Genomic DNA, 16,198 nt, shown 5'->3' with positions numbered 1-16,198 from the left:
AAGAAGGAGTAGCGTCTTGACCGACCTCTCGTTGCTTCAAATGCGCAAGGGCCCGCCCAAACCGGCGGACGCCGTGGACCGGATCCGCCCCGATTCCGGCGCCCATGACATGCGCGACCCGTTCGACATCGGCGACGCGTTGACCACGCTCGCCCTGACCGGCGAACCCGTGACCGTGTACCCGCGCGGCCAGGACTTCGTCATGGCGCGCATCGACAGCGTCGATCCCGAGCACAAGGTGTTCACCCTCGAGCTCGCCGGCGACGACGTCCTGGCGGAAGGCGAGGCCGTGTTCGTCGCGGCGCTCGGGAGCAATGCGAAGATCCAGTTCGAGCTCGACGCCGACTGGGCCATCGTGGAGGGACGCCCGGAACTCGTGCAACTGCCGCTGCCGGAGGTCTGCCTCGTGCTGAACCGGCGCGCCGAGCCTCGCCTGGAGTCGCCGGTCGGCATGAATTACGGCGCCCGCTTCACGCTGCTGGGCAAGGTGTTCGAGATGCCTCTGTACGATTTCTCACGCGGGGGCGTCGGCCTGCGCGCGACGCCGGAACAGGCGCTCGAACTGTATGTCGGCAAGAAGCTGGAAGGCGTGCAGCTGGAACTGGGCACGTCGCTGGCCGTCTCGGCCGACCTCGAAATCCGCCTGCTGCGGCCGTTCCGTACCTTCCTGCTGGGTCAGCAGGTGCAGGTGGGGTGCCGCATTTCGAATATTTCGATGCAGATGCGGCAGACGCTCGAGCGGGCTGTCGTCAAGGTCCAGAAGCGCAGATAAACAAGGCGGCCCGTCAGGGCCGTTTTTCATGCTGCGACGTTCTGCGCCCACGCCAGCGCCGATAAATGCGCCTTGTTGACGTCGAGCGGGCTGATATCCAGCGACGCCGCCAACGACGCCACGAGGTCCGAATTCAGCTCGCACGCCTCCGCCAGCGCGAGATAAGGCCCGTAGACGCCATCGCGCCCCAGCAACGCCTGCACGACCTGCTCCGGCAGCTGGATCGTGTCCAGCACCTCCTTCATCGGCAGCCCCAGCAGGCGGTCCAGCAGCGAGAACATGCCCGCCACGAACAGGTGCTCGCCCTCGCTGCGCGGCAGATACGTCTGGCCCAGCAGTTCGCACAGGCGCGCACGCACGACCGCCGTTTCCATCAGCACGGGCGAATAGCCGCTCGTGCTGGCCGTCGCCAGCAGCAGGACGAGCCAGCGGTACAGCGGCGCGTAGCCGAGCATCGCGATCGCCTGGCGCAGCGACTGGATGTCGCGGCCCGAGCCAAAGCCGGCCGAATTGATGAAGCGCAGGAGTTTATAGATCAGTGCCGGATCGCGCTTGAGCACGGCCTCGATCTTGGGCACGTCCTCGTTGTTCTGCACCATCTGCATCAGCTGCAGGATGATGGTCTGGGCGGGGTTCATGCCCTTGACGGGATTGCCCGGCCGCGGCGTCAGGTGCAGCTTGCCGACGAAGGCATCCAGGCCCAGCGCGGCGCAGGCGTCGAAATCCTGCCACGTCGACACGGGCCGGCCGACGAGGCGCAGCGCCGACTGCTTCGCGGCGGCGTACGCGCGCGCCTGGGCGGCCACGTCGGCGCCGGCGAAGCGCACTTCGGCGTAGGACGCGAAAGGAGACAGGTTCTTGCCCAGCAGGGTCAGGTCGGCGCCGCGGATCGAGATACCGACGCCGCCCGCGCGCAGCGCCTGCACGGCCGCGCGGGTGTCGGGATTCGCGAGATCGCGCACGGGCAGCGAGAGGACGGTGCGTTCCGGGGGCAGCGCGTGCAGCGCATCCAGCGACAGCATCGCCGGCACGGCGTCGAGGAACAGGATCTTGTCGCGCAGGAGCCAGCCCTGCTCCTCGTCGACCACGTGGTCGGCCACGAAGGCGACGAGGCGTTCGAGGTCGGCGTCGCCGAGTGGCTGGCCGTCGCGCTGTTGCCAGCGGAGCTCGTACCCGATCACGCGTTGCTTCGGGTCGAGCAGGGGTTCACGGACGATGAAGTGAGTCTGGTGCATGTCTTGTAACGATCGCCGGGTGGAACGAAAAACGGCGGCTCGAGGCCGCCGCGTCGGGATCAGAAGCCCAGGCTGTCCAGCAAGTCGTCGACCTGGCCCTGGTCGGCCACGATGTCGCTATTGCCTTCCGGGTTGATCTGCGGACCGTTCAGCAAGCCATTGTCGAGCTCGCGCTTGATCTCGCTCGGGGCGAAATCGACGAGCACCTGCACCAGCTGCTTTTCCAGGTTCTGGGCGATGCCCGTGATACGCGAGATCACCTGGCCGGTCAGGTCCTGGAAGTCCTGGGCCATCATGATGTCCATCAAATGCGCCTTCGTGGCGCTGGCCGCGTCGCGCGATTCGGCCAGGCTCGCGACCGTGCGCTCGGCCAACGCACGCCAGTCGCCGTCGGCGCCCGGTGCGGCCAGCAGGGCCTGCCACGAGCGGCCGAGTTCGGCGGCACGGTCGTCGATGCCATCCTGAAGCGGATTGGCGGCATCGGTCGCGTCGAGCACGCGCTTGGCCGATTGCTCGGACAGCCGGACCACGTAATCGAGGCGGTCGCGCGCATCGGGGATGTCGCTGGCCGCCTTTTCGATCAGCTTGTCCAGGCCCAGCCCGCGCAGGCTTTCGTGCAATGCGCGGGTCATGTGCCCGATCCGGCTCAGAACCTCGTCGGGCGAAGTCGAGTCGGCGATGTGCTCGCTCATTTACGCGGCCTTTTCCATCTTTTCGAAAATCTTGTTCAGCTTTTCGTCCAGCGTGGCCGCGGTGAACGGCTTCACGACGTAGCCGTTGGCGCCGGCTTGCGCCGCCGCGATGATGTTTTCCTTCTTGGCTTCGGCGGTCACCATCAGCACCGGCAGCTTGGCCAGTGCGGGATCGGCACGGATGTTCTGCAGCATCGTCAGACCGTCCATGTTCGGCATGTTCCAGTCCGACACGACGAAATCGAACTGTTCGCTGCGCAGCTTGGCCAGTGCCTGGACACCGTCTTCTGCCTCGTCGACATTGCCGTAACCCAGTTCTTTCAGCAGATTTTTGACGATGCGTCGCATCGTCGAAAAATCGTCAACAACCAGGAAACGCATCTTAGGATCAGCCATGAAATACTCCGTTGTTTCTTAACTCTGATGATGGGCTTCGAGGACTACGAAGCCCCTAGTATAGGTTGGTCGGTTCGGCACTGCGAATACAGGCTAAAGCATAGCAGTTTTGTTGCTCTACGGCGATAAAACCGCAGTGAATGCACCGTACGCGGATCAAACGCGCAACGCCCGGCCTCCATGCGTTGCCAGATGGCCAAGCACAAGGCCCGGCAATGCGCTCAGGGCGGCCACCTCGTGGGCGGCGCCGATGGCGATCGCTTCGCGCGGCATGCCGAACACGACGCACGACGCTTCATCCTGGGCGAAATTGTGGGCGCCCGCGTTCTTCATCTCCAGCATACCCTGTGCGCCGTCTTTTCCCATGCCCGTCAGGATCACGCCGACGGCATTCTTGCCGGCCGCCTGCGCCGCCGAGCGGAACAGGACGTCCACGGACGGACGGTGACGGTTCACGGGCTCGCTCTGCTCGATCTTCGTCATGTAGTTGGCGCCGGATCGAGTCAACAGCAAATGGGAGTGGCCCGGCGCGATGTACGCGTGGCCCGGCAGCACACGCTCGTTGCCGGCGGACTCGACGACGCTGATCTTGCACAGCGAATCGAGGCGGCGCGCGAACGACGTCGTAAAGCCTTCCGGCATGTGCTGGGCGATCAGGATGCCGGGGCAGTCCGACGGCATCTGCATGAGGAATTCGCGGATCGCTTCCGTGCCGCCCGTCGAGGCGCCGATGATGATCAGCTTTTCCGACGACGTCAATGGGCTGCGCAGTTGCGGCAGCGGGGTCGAGGCGCCGGCCGTGGCCGCATGCAGGGTGCGCGGCTTGATGCGGGCGCGCGACGCGCCGCGGATCTTGTCGGCGATCAGTTCGGTATATTCGCGCATGCCGCTCTGGATCGAGATCTTGGGTTTGGTCACGAAATCGACGGCGCCCAGCTCCAGCGCGCGCATCGTGATCTCGGAACCGCGCTCCGTCAGCGACGACACCATCAGCACGGGCATCGGGCGCAGGCGCATGAGTTTTTCGAGGAAGTCGAGGCCGTCCATCTTCGGCATCTCGACGTCCAGGGTGAGCACGTCCGGGTTCGTGCGCTTGATCAGTTCGCGGGCGACGAGCGGATCGGGCGCGACGCCGACCACTTCCATGTCGGGCTGCGAATTGACGATCTCGGTCATCACGCTGCGGATCAGCGCGGAATCGTCCACGATCACCACTTTGATCTTTGTCATTGGTTTTGCCTTTCTCTTCAGAACAGGTCGACGGCGCCGGAGACGGGCGTGACCTTGAGGCGGCTGGCGTAATCGAGCTCGCGCTTCGCCAGCGTATCGTTATGGGTTTGCATCAGTTTCTTGACGAGCACCTTGCCCGTGCGCGGGAAGAAATACACCTTGCGCGGATAGATGTCGTTCAGGTCCTCGGCCAGCACGGGAATCCGTTCCGTCTTGAGAAACTGAATGACGAACGCGGCATTGCGCTCGCCCACGTTCATCGCGGAAAAGCCGCGCAGCACGGCGCCGCCGCCGAACACCTTCGCTTCCAGGTGCTCGCGCCGGGCGCCGGCCTTGAGCAGGTCGTTGATCAGCACTTCCATCGCATGCGTGCCGTAGCGCATCGAGGCCGAGACGGGGTTGCCCGGATCGCCGCCGTCCGGCAGCATGAAGTGGTTCATGCCGCCCAGGCCCTTCACACGGTCGCGGATGCACGCCGACACGCACGAGCCGAGCACCGTCACGATCAGCATGTCCTTGCCCGTGTAGTAGTACTCGCCGGGCAGGATCTTGGCCGCGTCGCAGTCGAACGTGCGGTCGTAATAGACGTTGGTGGCGAAATGGCTGTTCGTTTCCATGGGCGGTGTGGTGGGCGTCAGCCTTGGTTCAATTCGTAGACCGTCTTGCCGCGCAGGCGCAGCGAGTCGGACACGTACAGGAAATTCTCGGAGTGGCCGGCGAACAGCAGCGCGTCCGGCTTCATCAGGGGCACGAAGCGCGACAGGATCTTGCGCTGCGTGGCCTTGTCGAAGTAGATCATCACGTTGCGGCAGAAGATCGCGTCGAACGGGCCCTTGAGGTCCCAGCCGTCGGCCAGCAGGTTCAATTGCCGGAACGTGATCAGCTGGCGCAGTTCCGGGCGCACGCGCACGAGGCCTTCCTGGGCGCCCTTCCCTTTCAGGAAAAAGCGGCGCAGGCGCGCCTGTTCCATCTTGTCGACGCGTTCGAGCGGATAGACGCCGGCGCTGGCCGTGGCCAGCACGTTCGTATCGATGTCGGTGGCGATGATCTGGACCGGCGGGGTCAAGGTATCGAACGCCTCGCACGCGGTCATCGCGATGGAATACGGCTCCTCGCCCGTGGAACTGGCGGAGCACCAGATCGTGAGCGGCGCGCCGTGTTTCGCGCGCGCCTTGAGCGCGTGTTCGGCCAGCAGCGGGAAGTGGTGCGCCTCGCGGAAGAACGACGTCAGGTTCGTCGTCAGCGCGTTCGTGAACGATTCCCACTCGGCCGGCATGCGGCCCGCTTCCAGCGCGTCGAGGTAGGACGCGAACGAGGCGATGCCGTTCGCGCGCAGGCGGCGCGCGAGACGGCTGTAGACCATTTCCTGCTTGCTGTCGGCCAGGGAGATGCCGGCGCGCTGGTAGATCAGGCCCCGCACGCGCTCGAAGTCGGCGCGCGTGAAGTTGAATTCCTTGCCCGTCTCCTGCTTGTTCGTATTGGTGGGCGGCACGTTATAACCTATGGATTGCTGTCGTTCTGCGGACCGCGTGCGGTCCGGGTGTGTCCCTTGCGCCGCGCTGTGTGTCTTATGCCGCCAACCGGTCCATCAGGCCCATCTCGCTGGACGACATCAGCTTGTCGATGTCGATCAGGATGAGCATGCGTTCGTCGACGGTGCCGAGGCCGGTCAGGTAGTCGGAATTGAAGGCGGAGCCCATCTCCGGCGCCGGCTTGATCTGGTCCGGCGTGAGCGTGGTCACGTCCGACACGCTGTCCACGACCATGCCCATGATGCGGCCGCCGATGTTCAGGATGATCACGACGGTGAACTGGTCGTAGGTCGGCGTGCCCAGGTTGAACTTGATGCGCATGTCGACCACCGGGATGATGATGCCGCGCAGGTTGATCACGCCCTTGATGAATTCGGGGGCGTTGGCGATGCGGGTCACGGCTTCGTAGCCGCGGATCTCCTGCACCTTCAGGATGTCGATGCCGTATTCCTCGGAGCCGAGGGTGAAGGCCAGGTATTCGCTGCCGTTGCCGTCGTGGGCATCGTTCGGCTTGTTCGTCGGTTGAGTGGACATGTCGGTTCCTTATCGGAGCAAAAGTAAGGGTTAAATCAGGAGATGACGGATTCGTCGGACAACTGGCGCGACGAGCGCAGCAGCGCGCCCACGTCCAGGATCAGCGCCACGCCGCCATCGCCGAGGATGGTGGCGCCGGAGATCCCGGCGACCTTGCGGTAGTTCGCTTCCAGGTTCTTCACGACGACCTGCTGCTGGCCGACCAGTTCGTCGACGAACAGCGCGGCCTTGCGCCCTTCCGCCTCGAGGATCACGAGGATGCCTTCGCACGGGTCGGTGATGCGCGGCTCGATGTTGAACATCTGGTACAGCGGGATCAGCGGCAGGTATTCGCCGCGCACCTTCACCACGCGGCCCTGGCCGTGGATCTCCTTGACGTCGGCGCGCGCCGGCTGCAGGGACTCCACGACGAAGCCCAGCGGCAGGATGTAGATCTCGTCGCCGCTGCGGATCGACATGCCGTCCAGGATCGCGAGCGTCAGCGGCAGCGAGATCAGGATCGTCGTGCCGAAGCCCCGCGCCGAGCGGATGTCGATGGTACCGCCCAGCGCCTGGATGTTGCGCTTGACGACGTCCATGCCGACGCCGCGGCCCGACACGTCGGTGACGATTTCCGCCGTCGAGAAGCCGGGCGCGAAGATCAGTTGCCAGACGTCGGCGTCGCTCATGTTGTCCGACACCGGCAGCCCATTCTGCCTGGCCTTGGCCAGGATGCGTTCGCGATTCAGGCCGCCGCCGTCGTCCGCGACTTCGATCACGATGTTGCCGCCCTGGTGAGCGGCGGACAGGAACAGGCGTCCCGACTCCGACTTGCCGGCGGCCATGCGCGCGGCGGGCAGCTCGATGCCGTGGTCGATCGAGTTGCGCACCAGGTGCGTGAGCGGATCGACGATGCGTTCGATCAGGCCCTTGTCCAGTTCCGTCGCGGCGCCGTTGGTGATGAAGTCGACTTTCTTGCCCAGCTTGCCGGCCAGGTCGCGCACCATGCGCGGGAAGCGCGAGAACACGAAGTCCATCGGCATCATGCGGATCGACATGACGGCTTCCTGCAGGTCGCGCGTATTGCGCGTCAGCTGCGACACGGACGCCAGCAGGCGCTGGTGCACCATCGGGTCGAGCCCGTCGCTGCGCTGCTCGATCATGGCCTGCGTAATCACCAGTTCGCCGACGAGGTTGATCAGCTGGTCGACCTTTTCGATCGATACGCGGATCGACGACGATTCGGAGCCCTGCGCGTGGCTGCCCTCGGCAGCCTTCTTGGCGGCTTTCTTTTCGGCCGCCACTTCGGTGATGTCGAGCGATTCCGGCTTCGCGGGCACGGGCAGCGGCGCCTCGGCCACGATGCCCGCTTCGCGGCGGATCTGCTCGATCGGCTGGAAAAATCCATAGCCGAGTTCGTCCTCGGACGGCTCGTTCGTGGTGGCGTCCACCGCATCGGTCGGGTCGAAGAAACCGTAGCCCTGCTCGTCCTCGATGCGGGCGCGTTCTGCCGCCTCTCGCGCGCGCTGCTCGGGCGTGAGCGGGGGCGCCTCGAAGATCCTGAGGTCGTTCGGGTCGAGCACGAAGGAGCAGATGGCGATGATGTCGTCCAGGCTCTCGTGCGTCATGATGATCAGCGCCGTGCGTCCCGCTGCGAGCGGCACGACGGACACGCGGCCCAGCAGGCCGAGTTCGTCCACGAGCGCGTCGACGTCGCGCTTGGCGAGGTCGGGCAGCTCGATCTTGTAGCGGTGGGCGCCCTCGGCGACCTGCTGCTTCTGTTCCGCGTGCAGGAACGACGGCACGGTCGGCTGGTGCGTCGGCACGATCACGCCTTCGGACAGGTCGTGCAGCATCATGCGCACGTTGGCGACCGCTTCCTGGTCGACGTCCGCGCCATTGCGGTGGCCGTCGAGCTGCATCTTGAGGATGTCCTTGGCGGCCAGGAAGGCGTCCACGTGCTGGCTGGTGAGCGCCATCTCGCCCTTGCGGATGCGGTCCAGCAGGGACTCGAGCACGTGCGTCACTTCGCTCATGTCGGTCAGGCCGAAGGTCGATGCCCCGCCCTTGATCGAATGGGCGGTGCGGAAGATCGCGTTCAGGTCTTCCGGGTCCGGCGAATCGATATCGACGGCCAGCAGCAGACGCTCCTTCTCGGCGAGCAGCTCTTCCGCCTCGTCGAAAAAGACCTTGTAAAACTGGCTGATGTCGATGGTCATGTCAAATTTCCGTCTGGTGCGATCGGCGTGAAACGATCAGCCGATGACTTTCTTGACCACCTCGATCAGGCGCTGCGGGTCGAACGGCTTGACCAGCCAGCCGTTGGCGCCGGCCGCGCGGCCTTTCGTCTTCATGTCTTCGGACGACTCGGTCGTGAGCATGAGGATCGGCGTCTTCTGGTAGCCCGGCAGGCCGCGCAGCGACTTGATGAGGGTGAGCCCGTCCATCTTCGGCATGTTCTGGTCGGTCAGGACCAGGTCGACGGTCTGAAGCTTCGCCTTTTCCAGGCCATCCTGTCCGTCGACGGCTTCCACCACCTGGTAGCCCGCGGCCTTCAGGCTGAAAGCCACCATCTGGCGCAGGGAACTGGAATCGTCGACTGCGAGAATAGTTTTTGCCATCTTTATGCTCCTGCTGTTGGGGTCAGAGACCGGTTTTTCTTTTGGGGCTCTGACCCCGGTTTCAATCCGCGCCAGTCGCCCGGCCTTTTATTTTATAGTCAGATGGGGTCAGAGCCCGACCCGGACACCGGGCTCTGACCCCATGGTTAAAATAATTCCACGTCGCCGCTTTCGAGATGCCGCTGCTCCACCGACTTGCGCAGCATACTCCGCAGCTCGAGCGACTGGATCGCCAGCGCCATGCTGACCTTGCCCAGGCGCTCGACGATCTCGTCGCCGTCGCTCTCCGGCAGGATCTCGTCGCCATGCTCGGACAACGTCGTCAGGAACTCGCGCAGGCCGGTCACGCGGCGCAACGTGCGGTCCAGCAGCTGGCTCGTCATGTCCTGGAACTGCATGCTCGTCACGGCCGCGTTCACGTGGCCGGCGATCTCGCCCGACATGCCCGTCAGGCATGCGCTCTCCTCGGCCGTCGGCGCCTGGCCCGCCAGCAGGCGGTTGATCGCCTCCTGGCGCGAGTCGACCACGTGGTGGATCGCCATGAAACTGCTCGTCAGCTTCTCGACGGCTTCCTCCAGCAACAGCGTCGTCTGCACGAGGTCGGTCTCGACTTCGGACAGGTGGCGCCGGCCATGGTCGGAGACACCCGACAGGAGGCGCTTGACGTGTGACCCGAGAATCTTTTTTCTTGTCGTCATAAAATCCTCCAGAACTCCCCGCCCGTTATTTCTTTCCGGCCGGCGCTGCCGCCGGCTGTGCCAGACCGCCACCTTTTTCGACGGGTGCCGCCACCCCGGCACCCGTCGCTTCAGCCACGGCTTTCACCGCCGCGTCGGCGCTTTCGCCCGGCACGTCCAAAGGCGTGCCGTCGTGCAGCACGGCGTTCTCGGTACGCTTGTTCATCACGAGAATGCTGATGCGGCGGTTGATCGGGTTGAACGGATCCGCGCGGTCGAGGTGGACGGCCGAGCCGAGACCCACCACGCGCAGGATCTTGGCGTCGGACAGGCCTCCATGCACCAGCTCGCGTCGCGAAGCGTTGGCGCGGTCGGCCGACAATTCCCAGTTCGTATACCCTTCGGCCGTCGAATACGGCGTGGAATCCGTGTGCCCCGACAGGCCGATGCGGTTCGGCACGTCGTTCAGCACGAGACCAAGCACATCGAGGATGTCGCGGGTGTACGGTTGCAATTGCGCGCTCGCCGAGGCGAACATGGGGCGGTTCTTTTCGTCGACGATCTGGATGCGCAGGCCTTCGCTCGTCACGTCGAGCAGCAGCTGGTTCTTGTATTTGCGCAGCAGCGGATTGGCGTCGATCGTCTGCTGGATACGTTGCTTGAGCTCTTCCAGGCGCGCCGCCTCCTGCTTCTCGAGGGCTTCGCGCGCGGACTTCAGGTCCATCGATTTCTTGTTGGGCTCGATGTCGCCGTTCTTGACCTGGCCGTTGCGGCGCGTCAGGTCCTTGCCGCCGCCCTGCAGGATCGAATTGCTGTTACCGGAGCCGGAGCCGCCCTGCATGGCGACCTTCAACGGCGTCTTGAAGTAATTGGCGATGCCTTCCATGTCGCCCTTGGTCGTCGAGCCGAGCAGCCACATGAGCAGGAAGAACGCCATCATCGCCGTCACGAAGTCGGCGTACGCGATCTTCCAGGCGCCGCCATGGTGACCATGGCCGCCCTTCTTGACGCGCTTGACGATGATCGGCTTCTGGCCTTCGTCAGCCATGCCGCACTCCCGCGCCGATGTGGTTAGCTCGCACCATTACTTGCTCTTGGCCTTCTTGATGTGGTCCTCGAGTTCCGCGAACGTCGGGCGCTCGGTCGAGTACAGGACCTTGCGGCCGAATTCGACGGCCAGCGCCGGCGCGTAACCGTTCAGGCTCGCCAGCAGCGTCACCTTCACGGTCTGGAACATCTTGCTCGACTCTTCCAGCTTCTGTTCGAGCAGGCTGGCCAGCGGTCCCACGAAGCCATACGCCAGCAGGATGCCGAGGAATGTGCCGACCAGCGCGTGCGCGATCAGCATGCCCAGCTCGGCCGGCGGCAGGCCCACGGATTCCATCGTGTGCACCACGCCCATCACGGCCGCCACGATACCGAACGCCGGCAGGCCGTCGCCCAGCTTCGCGATACATTGCGCCGGGACCGCACCTTCATGATGGTGGGTCTCGATCTCGTTGTCCATCAGGTTCTCGATCTGGAACGCGTCCATGTTGCCCGAAACCATCAATCGCAGGTAATCGGTGATGAATTCGATAATGTGGTGGTCCGCCAGCACCAGCGGGTACTTCGAGAACACGGGGCTCTGCTCGGGGCTCTCGATGTCGCCTTCGATCGACATCAGGCCTTCCTTGCGTACCTTCGACAACACGTCGAACAGCAGGGACATCAGCTCCATGTACATCTCGCGCGTGTACTTGGACCCCTTGAACAGCGTGGGCAGTGCGCCCAGCGTCGCCTTCACCGCCTTGGGCGTGTTACCGACGAAGAACGCACCGGCAGCCGCGCCGCCGATCATCAGCAGTTCGAGCGGCTGGAACAATGCTGCCAGGTGACCGCCGGCCATGGCAAAGCCGCCGAAGACGCATGCGCAGACGATTACGTAACCAACAATGACAAACACGGGACTCCCGATGCGTGATTCCGGGGTTCGCCCGGATTGGATCCAAGTTGATGAATCCAAAGAGAAATATTTACGTAGGGAACTAGATTAGCTTGAGAATGGCCCACGGGCAAGTAAAAGTGCCCGGACGACCGTCAAAATTGCCAAAGAAAGAGAATTTTCTTACTGTTAGTCGTCACAATGCGACGGTCGGGCATTCTTCCAGGAATGTCGAATTCGTAACTTAACAGGATGCTACCGGGCCGCATTTCGCTCTCCGCCTTGCGCCACAGTCCCGCCATCGCCGCCGGCGACAGATAGGCGAACACGACATCGTAGTGACCAAAATTCACCATCTCGTAGTCGGCGCGCAGGAAGCGCGCGCGGCTGCCCGACAGTTTCCCGCGCAGGCGGCTGGCGAACCACGGCAGCGGCGCCAGTTCGATGCCGTCCACCTGAGAATCGGGACGGCGCCGCGCCAGATCGAGCACGAGACCACCGAGGCCGCTGCCCACGTCCGCGATCGCGAGCGGACGGTCCGCGGGCAGCACGCCGGCGACGGCATCCCGGGCAGCACGCCCGGACGGGTAGTACGGCACCTGCGTGCGGAACGTCGACCAATATATTAGAAGGAACAGTACGAACAGCACGAGAAACACGCCCGGCGGCAGCTCGAAGCCGCGCGCCAGCAGCACGCCGGTCGGGAACACGAGTTCGATGGCGCGCCACCAGATGGCGAGCCGGAAGCCCCAGGCCAGCAGTGCAGCCAGGGCGCCCTGGACGAGGGCGACGCCCTCCCACGACATGGGTACGCCCGCACGGGCGAGCAGCCAGACGGCGATCAGGGTGAGAGGGAAAGCGCCGGCCTGGGCCAGCAGCGCGCGGACGGACGGCGCCGCGAACGCGCGGCGCGAGGCAGGCTGGGTCATCGACCTGGAGGGAAAACCGCTCAGGCGGCGGCGAGTGCGGCGGCGTCCTTGGCCTTGCGGGTCTTGCCGGCGCGTGAAGGCATGTGGCACAGGCCGCACTGGTAATCGTTGTTCAGGTCGAGGGCGTTGACGACGTATTTACCCTGGCATTTGGAGCACGGTGCCAGTTGGAGCATATTGCCCTGGAAGAAGCGCACGAGAGTCCAGGCGCGGGTCAGCGACAGCAGCGGCTCTTCGCCCGCGGCCGGCGGCATTTGTTCCAGGTACAGCTTGTAGGCTTTCATCACGGCCTCGATGCCCGTGGCACCGGCATACTCGACCAGGAATTTATAGATGTTGATGTACAGCGAAGCGTGGATATTCGGTTGCCACGTCAGGAACCAGTCGGTCGAGAACGGCAGCATGCCCTTCGGCGGCGACATGCCCTTCAGTTCCTTGTACAGCTTGATCAGGCGCTCGCGCGACAGGGAGACTTCGCTTTCCAGCAGTTGGAGGCGTGCACCGAGCTGGATCAGTTCGATGGCCAGCTGGATTTCCTGGGCTTCCGAGACGACGCTTTTCTTGGTCATGCTGTTCTCCGTGACTTCGATTCTGATGTATTGCTGCTGGCTGAAACCGGGGTCAGAGCCCTGAAATGGGCAATTGAACCCGGGTCAGAGCCCTAACTGAAAAACCGGGCTCTGACCCTATGCGATTTCTTCTGCGGGCTGGCCAGCCATCAGGATGGCGGCGTGCGACTGGGCCAGGGCGCGGTCCTTGCTGTGGCTCGTCAGCATGCCGAGGATCGCGGCGTCGTCGAAGCGGAAGCGGGCCAGCATCATGTTGCCGCCGGCGAGTTTCAGGATCTGGGCGTTGCTCATGCCTTCGATCAGGTCGGCGATGTCGGCCGAGATGCCAAGACGGAAGATTGCGGTGACCTTGTCTGCGCGAATCATCTGCTGTGCCAGCATCAGGTAGCTCAGGTTCGCATCACGAATTTCAGCCATCATGTCGTTCGCAGTCATTTCCATCTCTCCGTTTGATCTATCTGTGAGGCGTTGTGTGTTGCCGGTGAGATAGATTCTGACTGTGAGGAAACTTTTGGAGAATAGGAGACTGTCTGTATTTTTCGTCCGGCAAAGACGAGAGCGATCCGTAGGAGTTTGTCTGACAAACCCTGCCGAATCGTGGTGGCTCCCCTATGAAAAGGGGCCAGAAGAATGATGTGCAACCGGGGCGATTTCCTGCCCTTCGACGTCGCCAACAACGTATTGCTGTGTTGGTTTACGTCAACGGTTTCGGGAACTTTAGGGTTTCTCAAAAAAAATTTTTTGTCCCTCAAGCAACCCTACTGACTCGTTATCGGACCGTTTTTGCCGAACTTTAGGGTTTCGACAAACTTTTTTTCGATCCAATCCTGGTCATCTGAGACGGTTATCGTCAGCCTTCAGAGAAACTTTAGGGTCAGGACCAAAAAATTTTGAAAATTTTTTTCTGCGCCCGATTGATGCAAAACTGGCTACACTTCCCGCATGAACCCACCCACCTATGACATCGCCGCCGTCACCACGCGCGCGGCCTGCCTCGCGCTCGACGCCGCCGACCCGGCCGCACCGCTGCGCGACCGTTTCGACCTGCCCGAGGGCGTCATCTACCTGGACGGCAATTCTCTGGGCGCCCGCCCGCGCGCCGCGCTCGACCGCACGCGCGACATCGTCGCCCAGGAATGGGGCCAGGGATTGATCCGCAGCTGGAACACGGCCGGCTGGTTCGCCCTGCCCGGCCGCCTGGGCGACCGCCTCGCCCCGCTGATCGGCGCCACGGCCGGCGAAGTGGTCGTCACGGACACGACGTCGCTGAACCTGTTCAAGGCGCTGGCCGCCGCGCTGGCGATCCAGGCGGACCGCGACCCGGCCCGCAAGGTGCTCGTCACGGAACGCAGCAACTTCCCCACCGATATCTATATGGCGGACGGTCTCGCGCGCTGGCTGGACCGCGGCTACCGCATCCACCTCGTCGACACGCCCGCGGAACTGGAAGCGGCCGTCGACGCGGATTGCGCCGTGCTGATGCTCACGCACGTGAACTACCGCACGGGGCGCATGCACGACATGGCCGCGCTGACGCGCCACGCGCACGCCCGCGGCGCCCTCGTGCTGTGGGACCTCGCCCACTCGGCCGGCGCCGTGCCGGTGGACCTGAACGGGGCCGACGCCGACTTCGCGGTGGGCTGCACCTATAAATACCTGAACGGCGGCCCGGGCGCCCCGGCCTTCATCTGGGTGCCCAGGCGCCACCAGGCCGCGTTCCGCCATCCGCTCACGGGCTGGTGGAGCCACGCGGCGCCGTTCGCCATGGCGCACGGGTTCGAGGCCGCCGACGGCATCGGACGCGCGCTGTGCGGCACGCAGCCGGTCGTGTCGCTCGCGCTCGTCGAGTGCGGGCTGGAGATCTTCGAAGCCACCAGCATGGCCGCCCTGCGCGCCAAATCGCTGGCGCTGACGGACCTGTTCATCGCGCTGGCGGAAAGCCGCTGCGCCGCCCACCCGCTGGGCCTCGTCACGCCGCGCGAGCATGCCGCGCGCGGGAGCCAGGTGAGCTTCACGCATCCGCACGGGTATGCGGTGATGCAGGCGCTGATCGCGCGCGGCGTCATCGGCGACTACCGCGAGCCGGAAATCATGCGCTTCGGCTTCACGCCGCTGTACACCAGTTTCGCGGACGTCTGGGACGCCGTGGAGATACTGCGCGACATCCTCGACCGCGCAGGCTACGACACCCGCGCCGAGCGCAGCGCCGTGACCTGAGGAGGCACCGTGGACACCGATAAAAAAGACCCGCAGTGGCACGGCGCACAGATGGATTTCAGCCGCAGCATGAGCTACGGCGACTACCTGGGCCTGGACCAGATCCTGTCGGCCCAGCACCCGCTGTCGCCGAACCACAACGAGATGCTGTTCATCGTCCAGCACCAGACGAGCGAGCTGTGGATCAAGCTGATGCTGCACGAGCTGCAGGCCGTGCGCGCCCACATCCGCGCGGACGACTTGCCGCCCGCTTTTAAAATGCTGGCGCGGGTGGCGCGCATCATGGACCAGCTGGTGCACGCCTGGGACGTGCTGGCCACGATGACGCCCCCGGAATACAGCGCGATCCGCCCCTACCTGGCGTCGTCCTCGGGCTTCCAGTCGTTCCAGTACCGCGAGCTGGAATTCATCCTCGGGAACAAGAATGCCGCCATGCTGGCCGTGCACAAGGCCTCGCCCGAGCACCACGCGCTGCTCGAGCGCGAACTGCACGCGCCGTCGATCTACGACGAAGCCGTGCGGCTGCTGGCCCGCACCGGCCTCGCCATCGCGCCAGGCCGGCTGGACGCCGACCCCACGCAGCCGACCGTCCACGACGACAGCGTGATGGCCGCGTGGCTCGAGGTCTACCGCGATCCGGAGCACCACTGGGCCCTGTACGAACTGGCCGAAAAGCTGGTGGACCTGGAGACGGCCTTCCGGTTCTGGCGCTTCCGCCACGTATCGACGGTGGAGCGCATCATCGGCTTCAAGACCGGCACGGGCGGCACGGCGGGCGTGAGCTACCTGCGCAAGATGCTGGACGTCGTACTGTTCCCCGAGCTGTTCGCGCTGCGCACGGCGCTGTAGCGGCGCGCCATCGTACAATGGCCGGCAAGACCACACTGGAGC

18 protein-coding genes are annotated in these 16,198 nt (G+C 64.3%); 3 read left to right on the top strand and 15 right to left on the bottom strand.

Annotated elements, in window-relative coordinates:
- The first annotated feature begins 16 nt into the window (after positions 1-16).
- Positions 17-772, top strand: a complete 756-nt coding sequence (locus QPK29_RS17110; protein WP_371768181.1) for a flagellar brake protein — start codon at positions 17-19, stop codon at positions 770-772.
- A gap of 26 nt (positions 773-798) precedes the next feature.
- Here the strand turns inward: QPK29_RS17110 and QPK29_RS17105 are convergent, their stop codons facing one another.
- From QPK29_RS17105 to flhD, 15 genes are all read right to left on the bottom strand, one after another.
- Positions 799-2,007, bottom strand: coding sequence for an EAL and HDOD domain-containing protein (locus QPK29_RS17105; RefSeq protein WP_371768180.1), 1,209 nt, complete (start codon positions 2,005-2,007; stop codon positions 799-801).
- Between the two features lie 59 nt (positions 2,008-2,066).
- A complete protein-coding gene (cheZ, locus tag QPK29_RS17100) occupies positions 2,067-2,699 on the bottom strand; it encodes a protein phosphatase CheZ (protein WP_056137235.1) in 633 nt (210 codons plus the stop codon).
- Entirely contained in the window at positions 2,700-3,095 is a 396-nt protein-coding gene (gene cheY, locus QPK29_RS17095) for a chemotaxis response regulator CheY (RefSeq protein ID WP_036230336.1), read from the bottom strand.
- A 156-nt stretch (positions 3,096-3,251) separates the two neighbouring features.
- Positions 3,252-4,325: a protein-glutamate methylesterase/protein-glutamine glutaminase gene (locus tag QPK29_RS17090; RefSeq protein ID WP_371768179.1), complete on the bottom strand. Its 1,074-nt coding sequence runs from the start codon at positions 4,323-4,325 to the stop codon at positions 3,252-3,254.
- 17 nt (positions 4,326-4,342) lie between these two features.
- Entirely contained in the window at positions 4,343-4,942 is a 600-nt protein-coding gene (gene cheD, locus QPK29_RS17085; RefSeq protein WP_056137233.1) for a chemoreceptor glutamine deamidase CheD, read from the bottom strand.
- Between the two features lie 17 nt (positions 4,943-4,959).
- The gene (locus QPK29_RS17080; RefSeq protein ID WP_371768178.1) at positions 4,960-5,817 is read right to left on the bottom strand and encodes a CheR family methyltransferase; all 858 of its coding nucleotides are present in this window, start codon (positions 5,815-5,817) and stop codon (positions 4,960-4,962) included.
- A gap of 76 nt (positions 5,818-5,893) precedes the next feature.
- The gene (locus tag QPK29_RS17075; RefSeq protein ID WP_036230347.1) at positions 5,894-6,391 is read right to left on the bottom strand and encodes a chemotaxis protein CheW; all 498 of its coding nucleotides are present in this window, start codon (positions 6,389-6,391) and stop codon (positions 5,894-5,896) included.
- A 35-nt stretch (positions 6,392-6,426) separates the two neighbouring features.
- A complete protein-coding gene (gene cheA / locus QPK29_RS17070) occupies positions 6,427-8,589 on the bottom strand; it encodes a chemotaxis protein CheA (protein WP_371768177.1) in 2,163 nt (720 codons plus the stop codon).
- 36 nt (positions 8,590-8,625) lie between these two features.
- Positions 8,626-8,991, bottom strand: a complete 366-nt coding sequence (locus QPK29_RS17065; protein ID WP_036230353.1) for a response regulator — start codon at positions 8,989-8,991, stop codon at positions 8,626-8,628.
- Between the two features lie 146 nt (positions 8,992-9,137).
- Positions 9,138-9,689, bottom strand: a complete 552-nt coding sequence (locus tag QPK29_RS17060; protein WP_056137231.1) for a hypothetical protein — start codon at positions 9,687-9,689, stop codon at positions 9,138-9,140.
- A gap of 25 nt (positions 9,690-9,714) precedes the next feature.
- Complete coding sequence (motB, locus tag QPK29_RS17055) at positions 9,715-10,716, bottom strand: flagellar motor protein MotB (protein WP_371768176.1); 1,002 nt, start codon at positions 10,714-10,716, stop codon at positions 9,715-9,717.
- A gap of 36 nt (positions 10,717-10,752) precedes the next feature.
- Positions 10,753-11,613, bottom strand: a complete 861-nt coding sequence (gene motA / locus QPK29_RS17050) for a flagellar motor stator protein MotA (protein WP_056137229.1) — start codon at positions 11,611-11,613, stop codon at positions 10,753-10,755.
- Positions 11,614-11,747: 134 nt separating this feature from the next.
- On the bottom strand, positions 11,748-12,521 hold the full coding sequence (locus QPK29_RS17045; RefSeq protein ID WP_371768175.1) for a class I SAM-dependent methyltransferase: 774 nt from the start codon (positions 12,519-12,521) through the stop codon (positions 11,748-11,750).
- A gap of 20 nt (positions 12,522-12,541) precedes the next feature.
- Entirely contained in the window at positions 12,542-13,090 is a 549-nt protein-coding gene (gene flhC / locus QPK29_RS17040; RefSeq protein ID WP_056137227.1) for a flagellar transcriptional regulator FlhC, read from the bottom strand.
- Positions 13,091-13,207: 117 nt separating this feature from the next.
- Entirely contained in the window at positions 13,208-13,525 is a 318-nt protein-coding gene (gene flhD / locus QPK29_RS17035; RefSeq protein WP_036230363.1) for a flagellar transcriptional regulator FlhD, read from the bottom strand.
- A gap of 507 nt (positions 13,526-14,032) precedes the next feature.
- Here flhD and kynU point away from each other — a divergent pair.
- Entirely contained in the window at positions 14,033-15,307 is a 1,275-nt protein-coding gene (kynU, locus tag QPK29_RS17030; protein ID WP_371768174.1) for a kynureninase, read from the top strand.
- Positions 15,308-15,358: 51 nt separating this feature from the next.
- On the top strand, positions 15,359-16,156 hold the full coding sequence (kynA, locus tag QPK29_RS17025; RefSeq protein WP_371768430.1) for a tryptophan 2,3-dioxygenase: 798 nt from the start codon (positions 15,359-15,361) through the stop codon (positions 16,154-16,156).
- Positions 16,157-16,198: the final 42 nt, after the last annotated feature.

The sequence above is a fragment of the Massilia orientalis genome, assembly GCF_030411975.2.
Lineage (GTDB): Bacteria > Pseudomonadota > Gammaproteobacteria > Burkholderiales > Burkholderiaceae_D > Telluria > Telluria orientalis.
This window is presented reverse-complemented; position numbering and strand designations above follow the sequence as displayed.

Coding starts and splice junctions, on each gene's coding strand:
- QPK29_RS17105 (WP_371768180.1), bottom strand. CDS start 2,007: ATGCACCAGACTCACTTCATCGTCCGTGAACCCCTGCTCGACCCGAAG.
- cheD (WP_056137233.1), bottom strand. CDS start 4,942: ATGGAAACGAACAGCCATTTCGCCACCAACGTCTATTACGACCGCACG.
- kynU (WP_371768174.1), top strand. CDS start 14,033: ATGAACCCACCCACCTATGACATCGCCGCCGTCACCACGCGCGCGGCC.
- motB (WP_371768176.1), bottom strand. CDS start 10,716: ATGGCTGACGAAGGCCAGAAGCCGATCATCGTCAAGCGCGTCAAGAAG.
- flhC (WP_056137227.1), bottom strand. CDS start 13,090: ATGACCAAGAAAAGCGTCGTCTCGGAAGCCCAGGAAATCCAGCTGGCC.
- QPK29_RS17065 (WP_036230353.1), bottom strand. CDS start 8,991: ATGGCAAAAACTATTCTCGCAGTCGACGATTCCAGTTCCCTGCGCCAG.
- flhD (WP_036230363.1), bottom strand. CDS start 13,525: ATGACTGCGAACGACATGATGGCTGAAATTCGTGATGCGAACCTGAGC.
- kynA (WP_371768430.1), top strand. CDS start 15,359: ATGGATTTCAGCCGCAGCATGAGCTACGGCGACTACCTGGGCCTGGAC.
- QPK29_RS17045 (WP_371768175.1), bottom strand. CDS start 12,521: ATGACCCAGCCTGCCTCGCGCCGCGCGTTCGCGGCGCCGTCCGTCCGC.
- cheZ (WP_056137235.1), bottom strand. CDS start 2,699: ATGAGCGAGCACATCGCCGACTCGACTTCGCCCGACGAGGTTCTGAGC.
- cheY (WP_036230336.1), bottom strand. CDS start 3,095: ATGGCTGATCCTAAGATGCGTTTCCTGGTTGTTGACGATTTTTCGACG.
- cheA (WP_371768177.1), bottom strand. CDS start 8,589: ATGACCATCGACATCAGCCAGTTTTACAAGGTCTTTTTCGACGAGGCG.
- QPK29_RS17075 (WP_036230347.1), bottom strand. CDS start 6,391: ATGTCCACTCAACCGACGAACAAGCCGAACGATGCCCACGACGGCAAC.
- QPK29_RS17090 (WP_371768179.1), bottom strand. CDS start 4,325: ATGACAAAGATCAAAGTGGTGATCGTGGACGATTCCGCGCTGATCCGC.
- QPK29_RS17060 (WP_056137231.1), bottom strand. CDS start 9,689: ATGACGACAAGAAAAAAGATTCTCGGGTCACACGTCAAGCGCCTCCTG.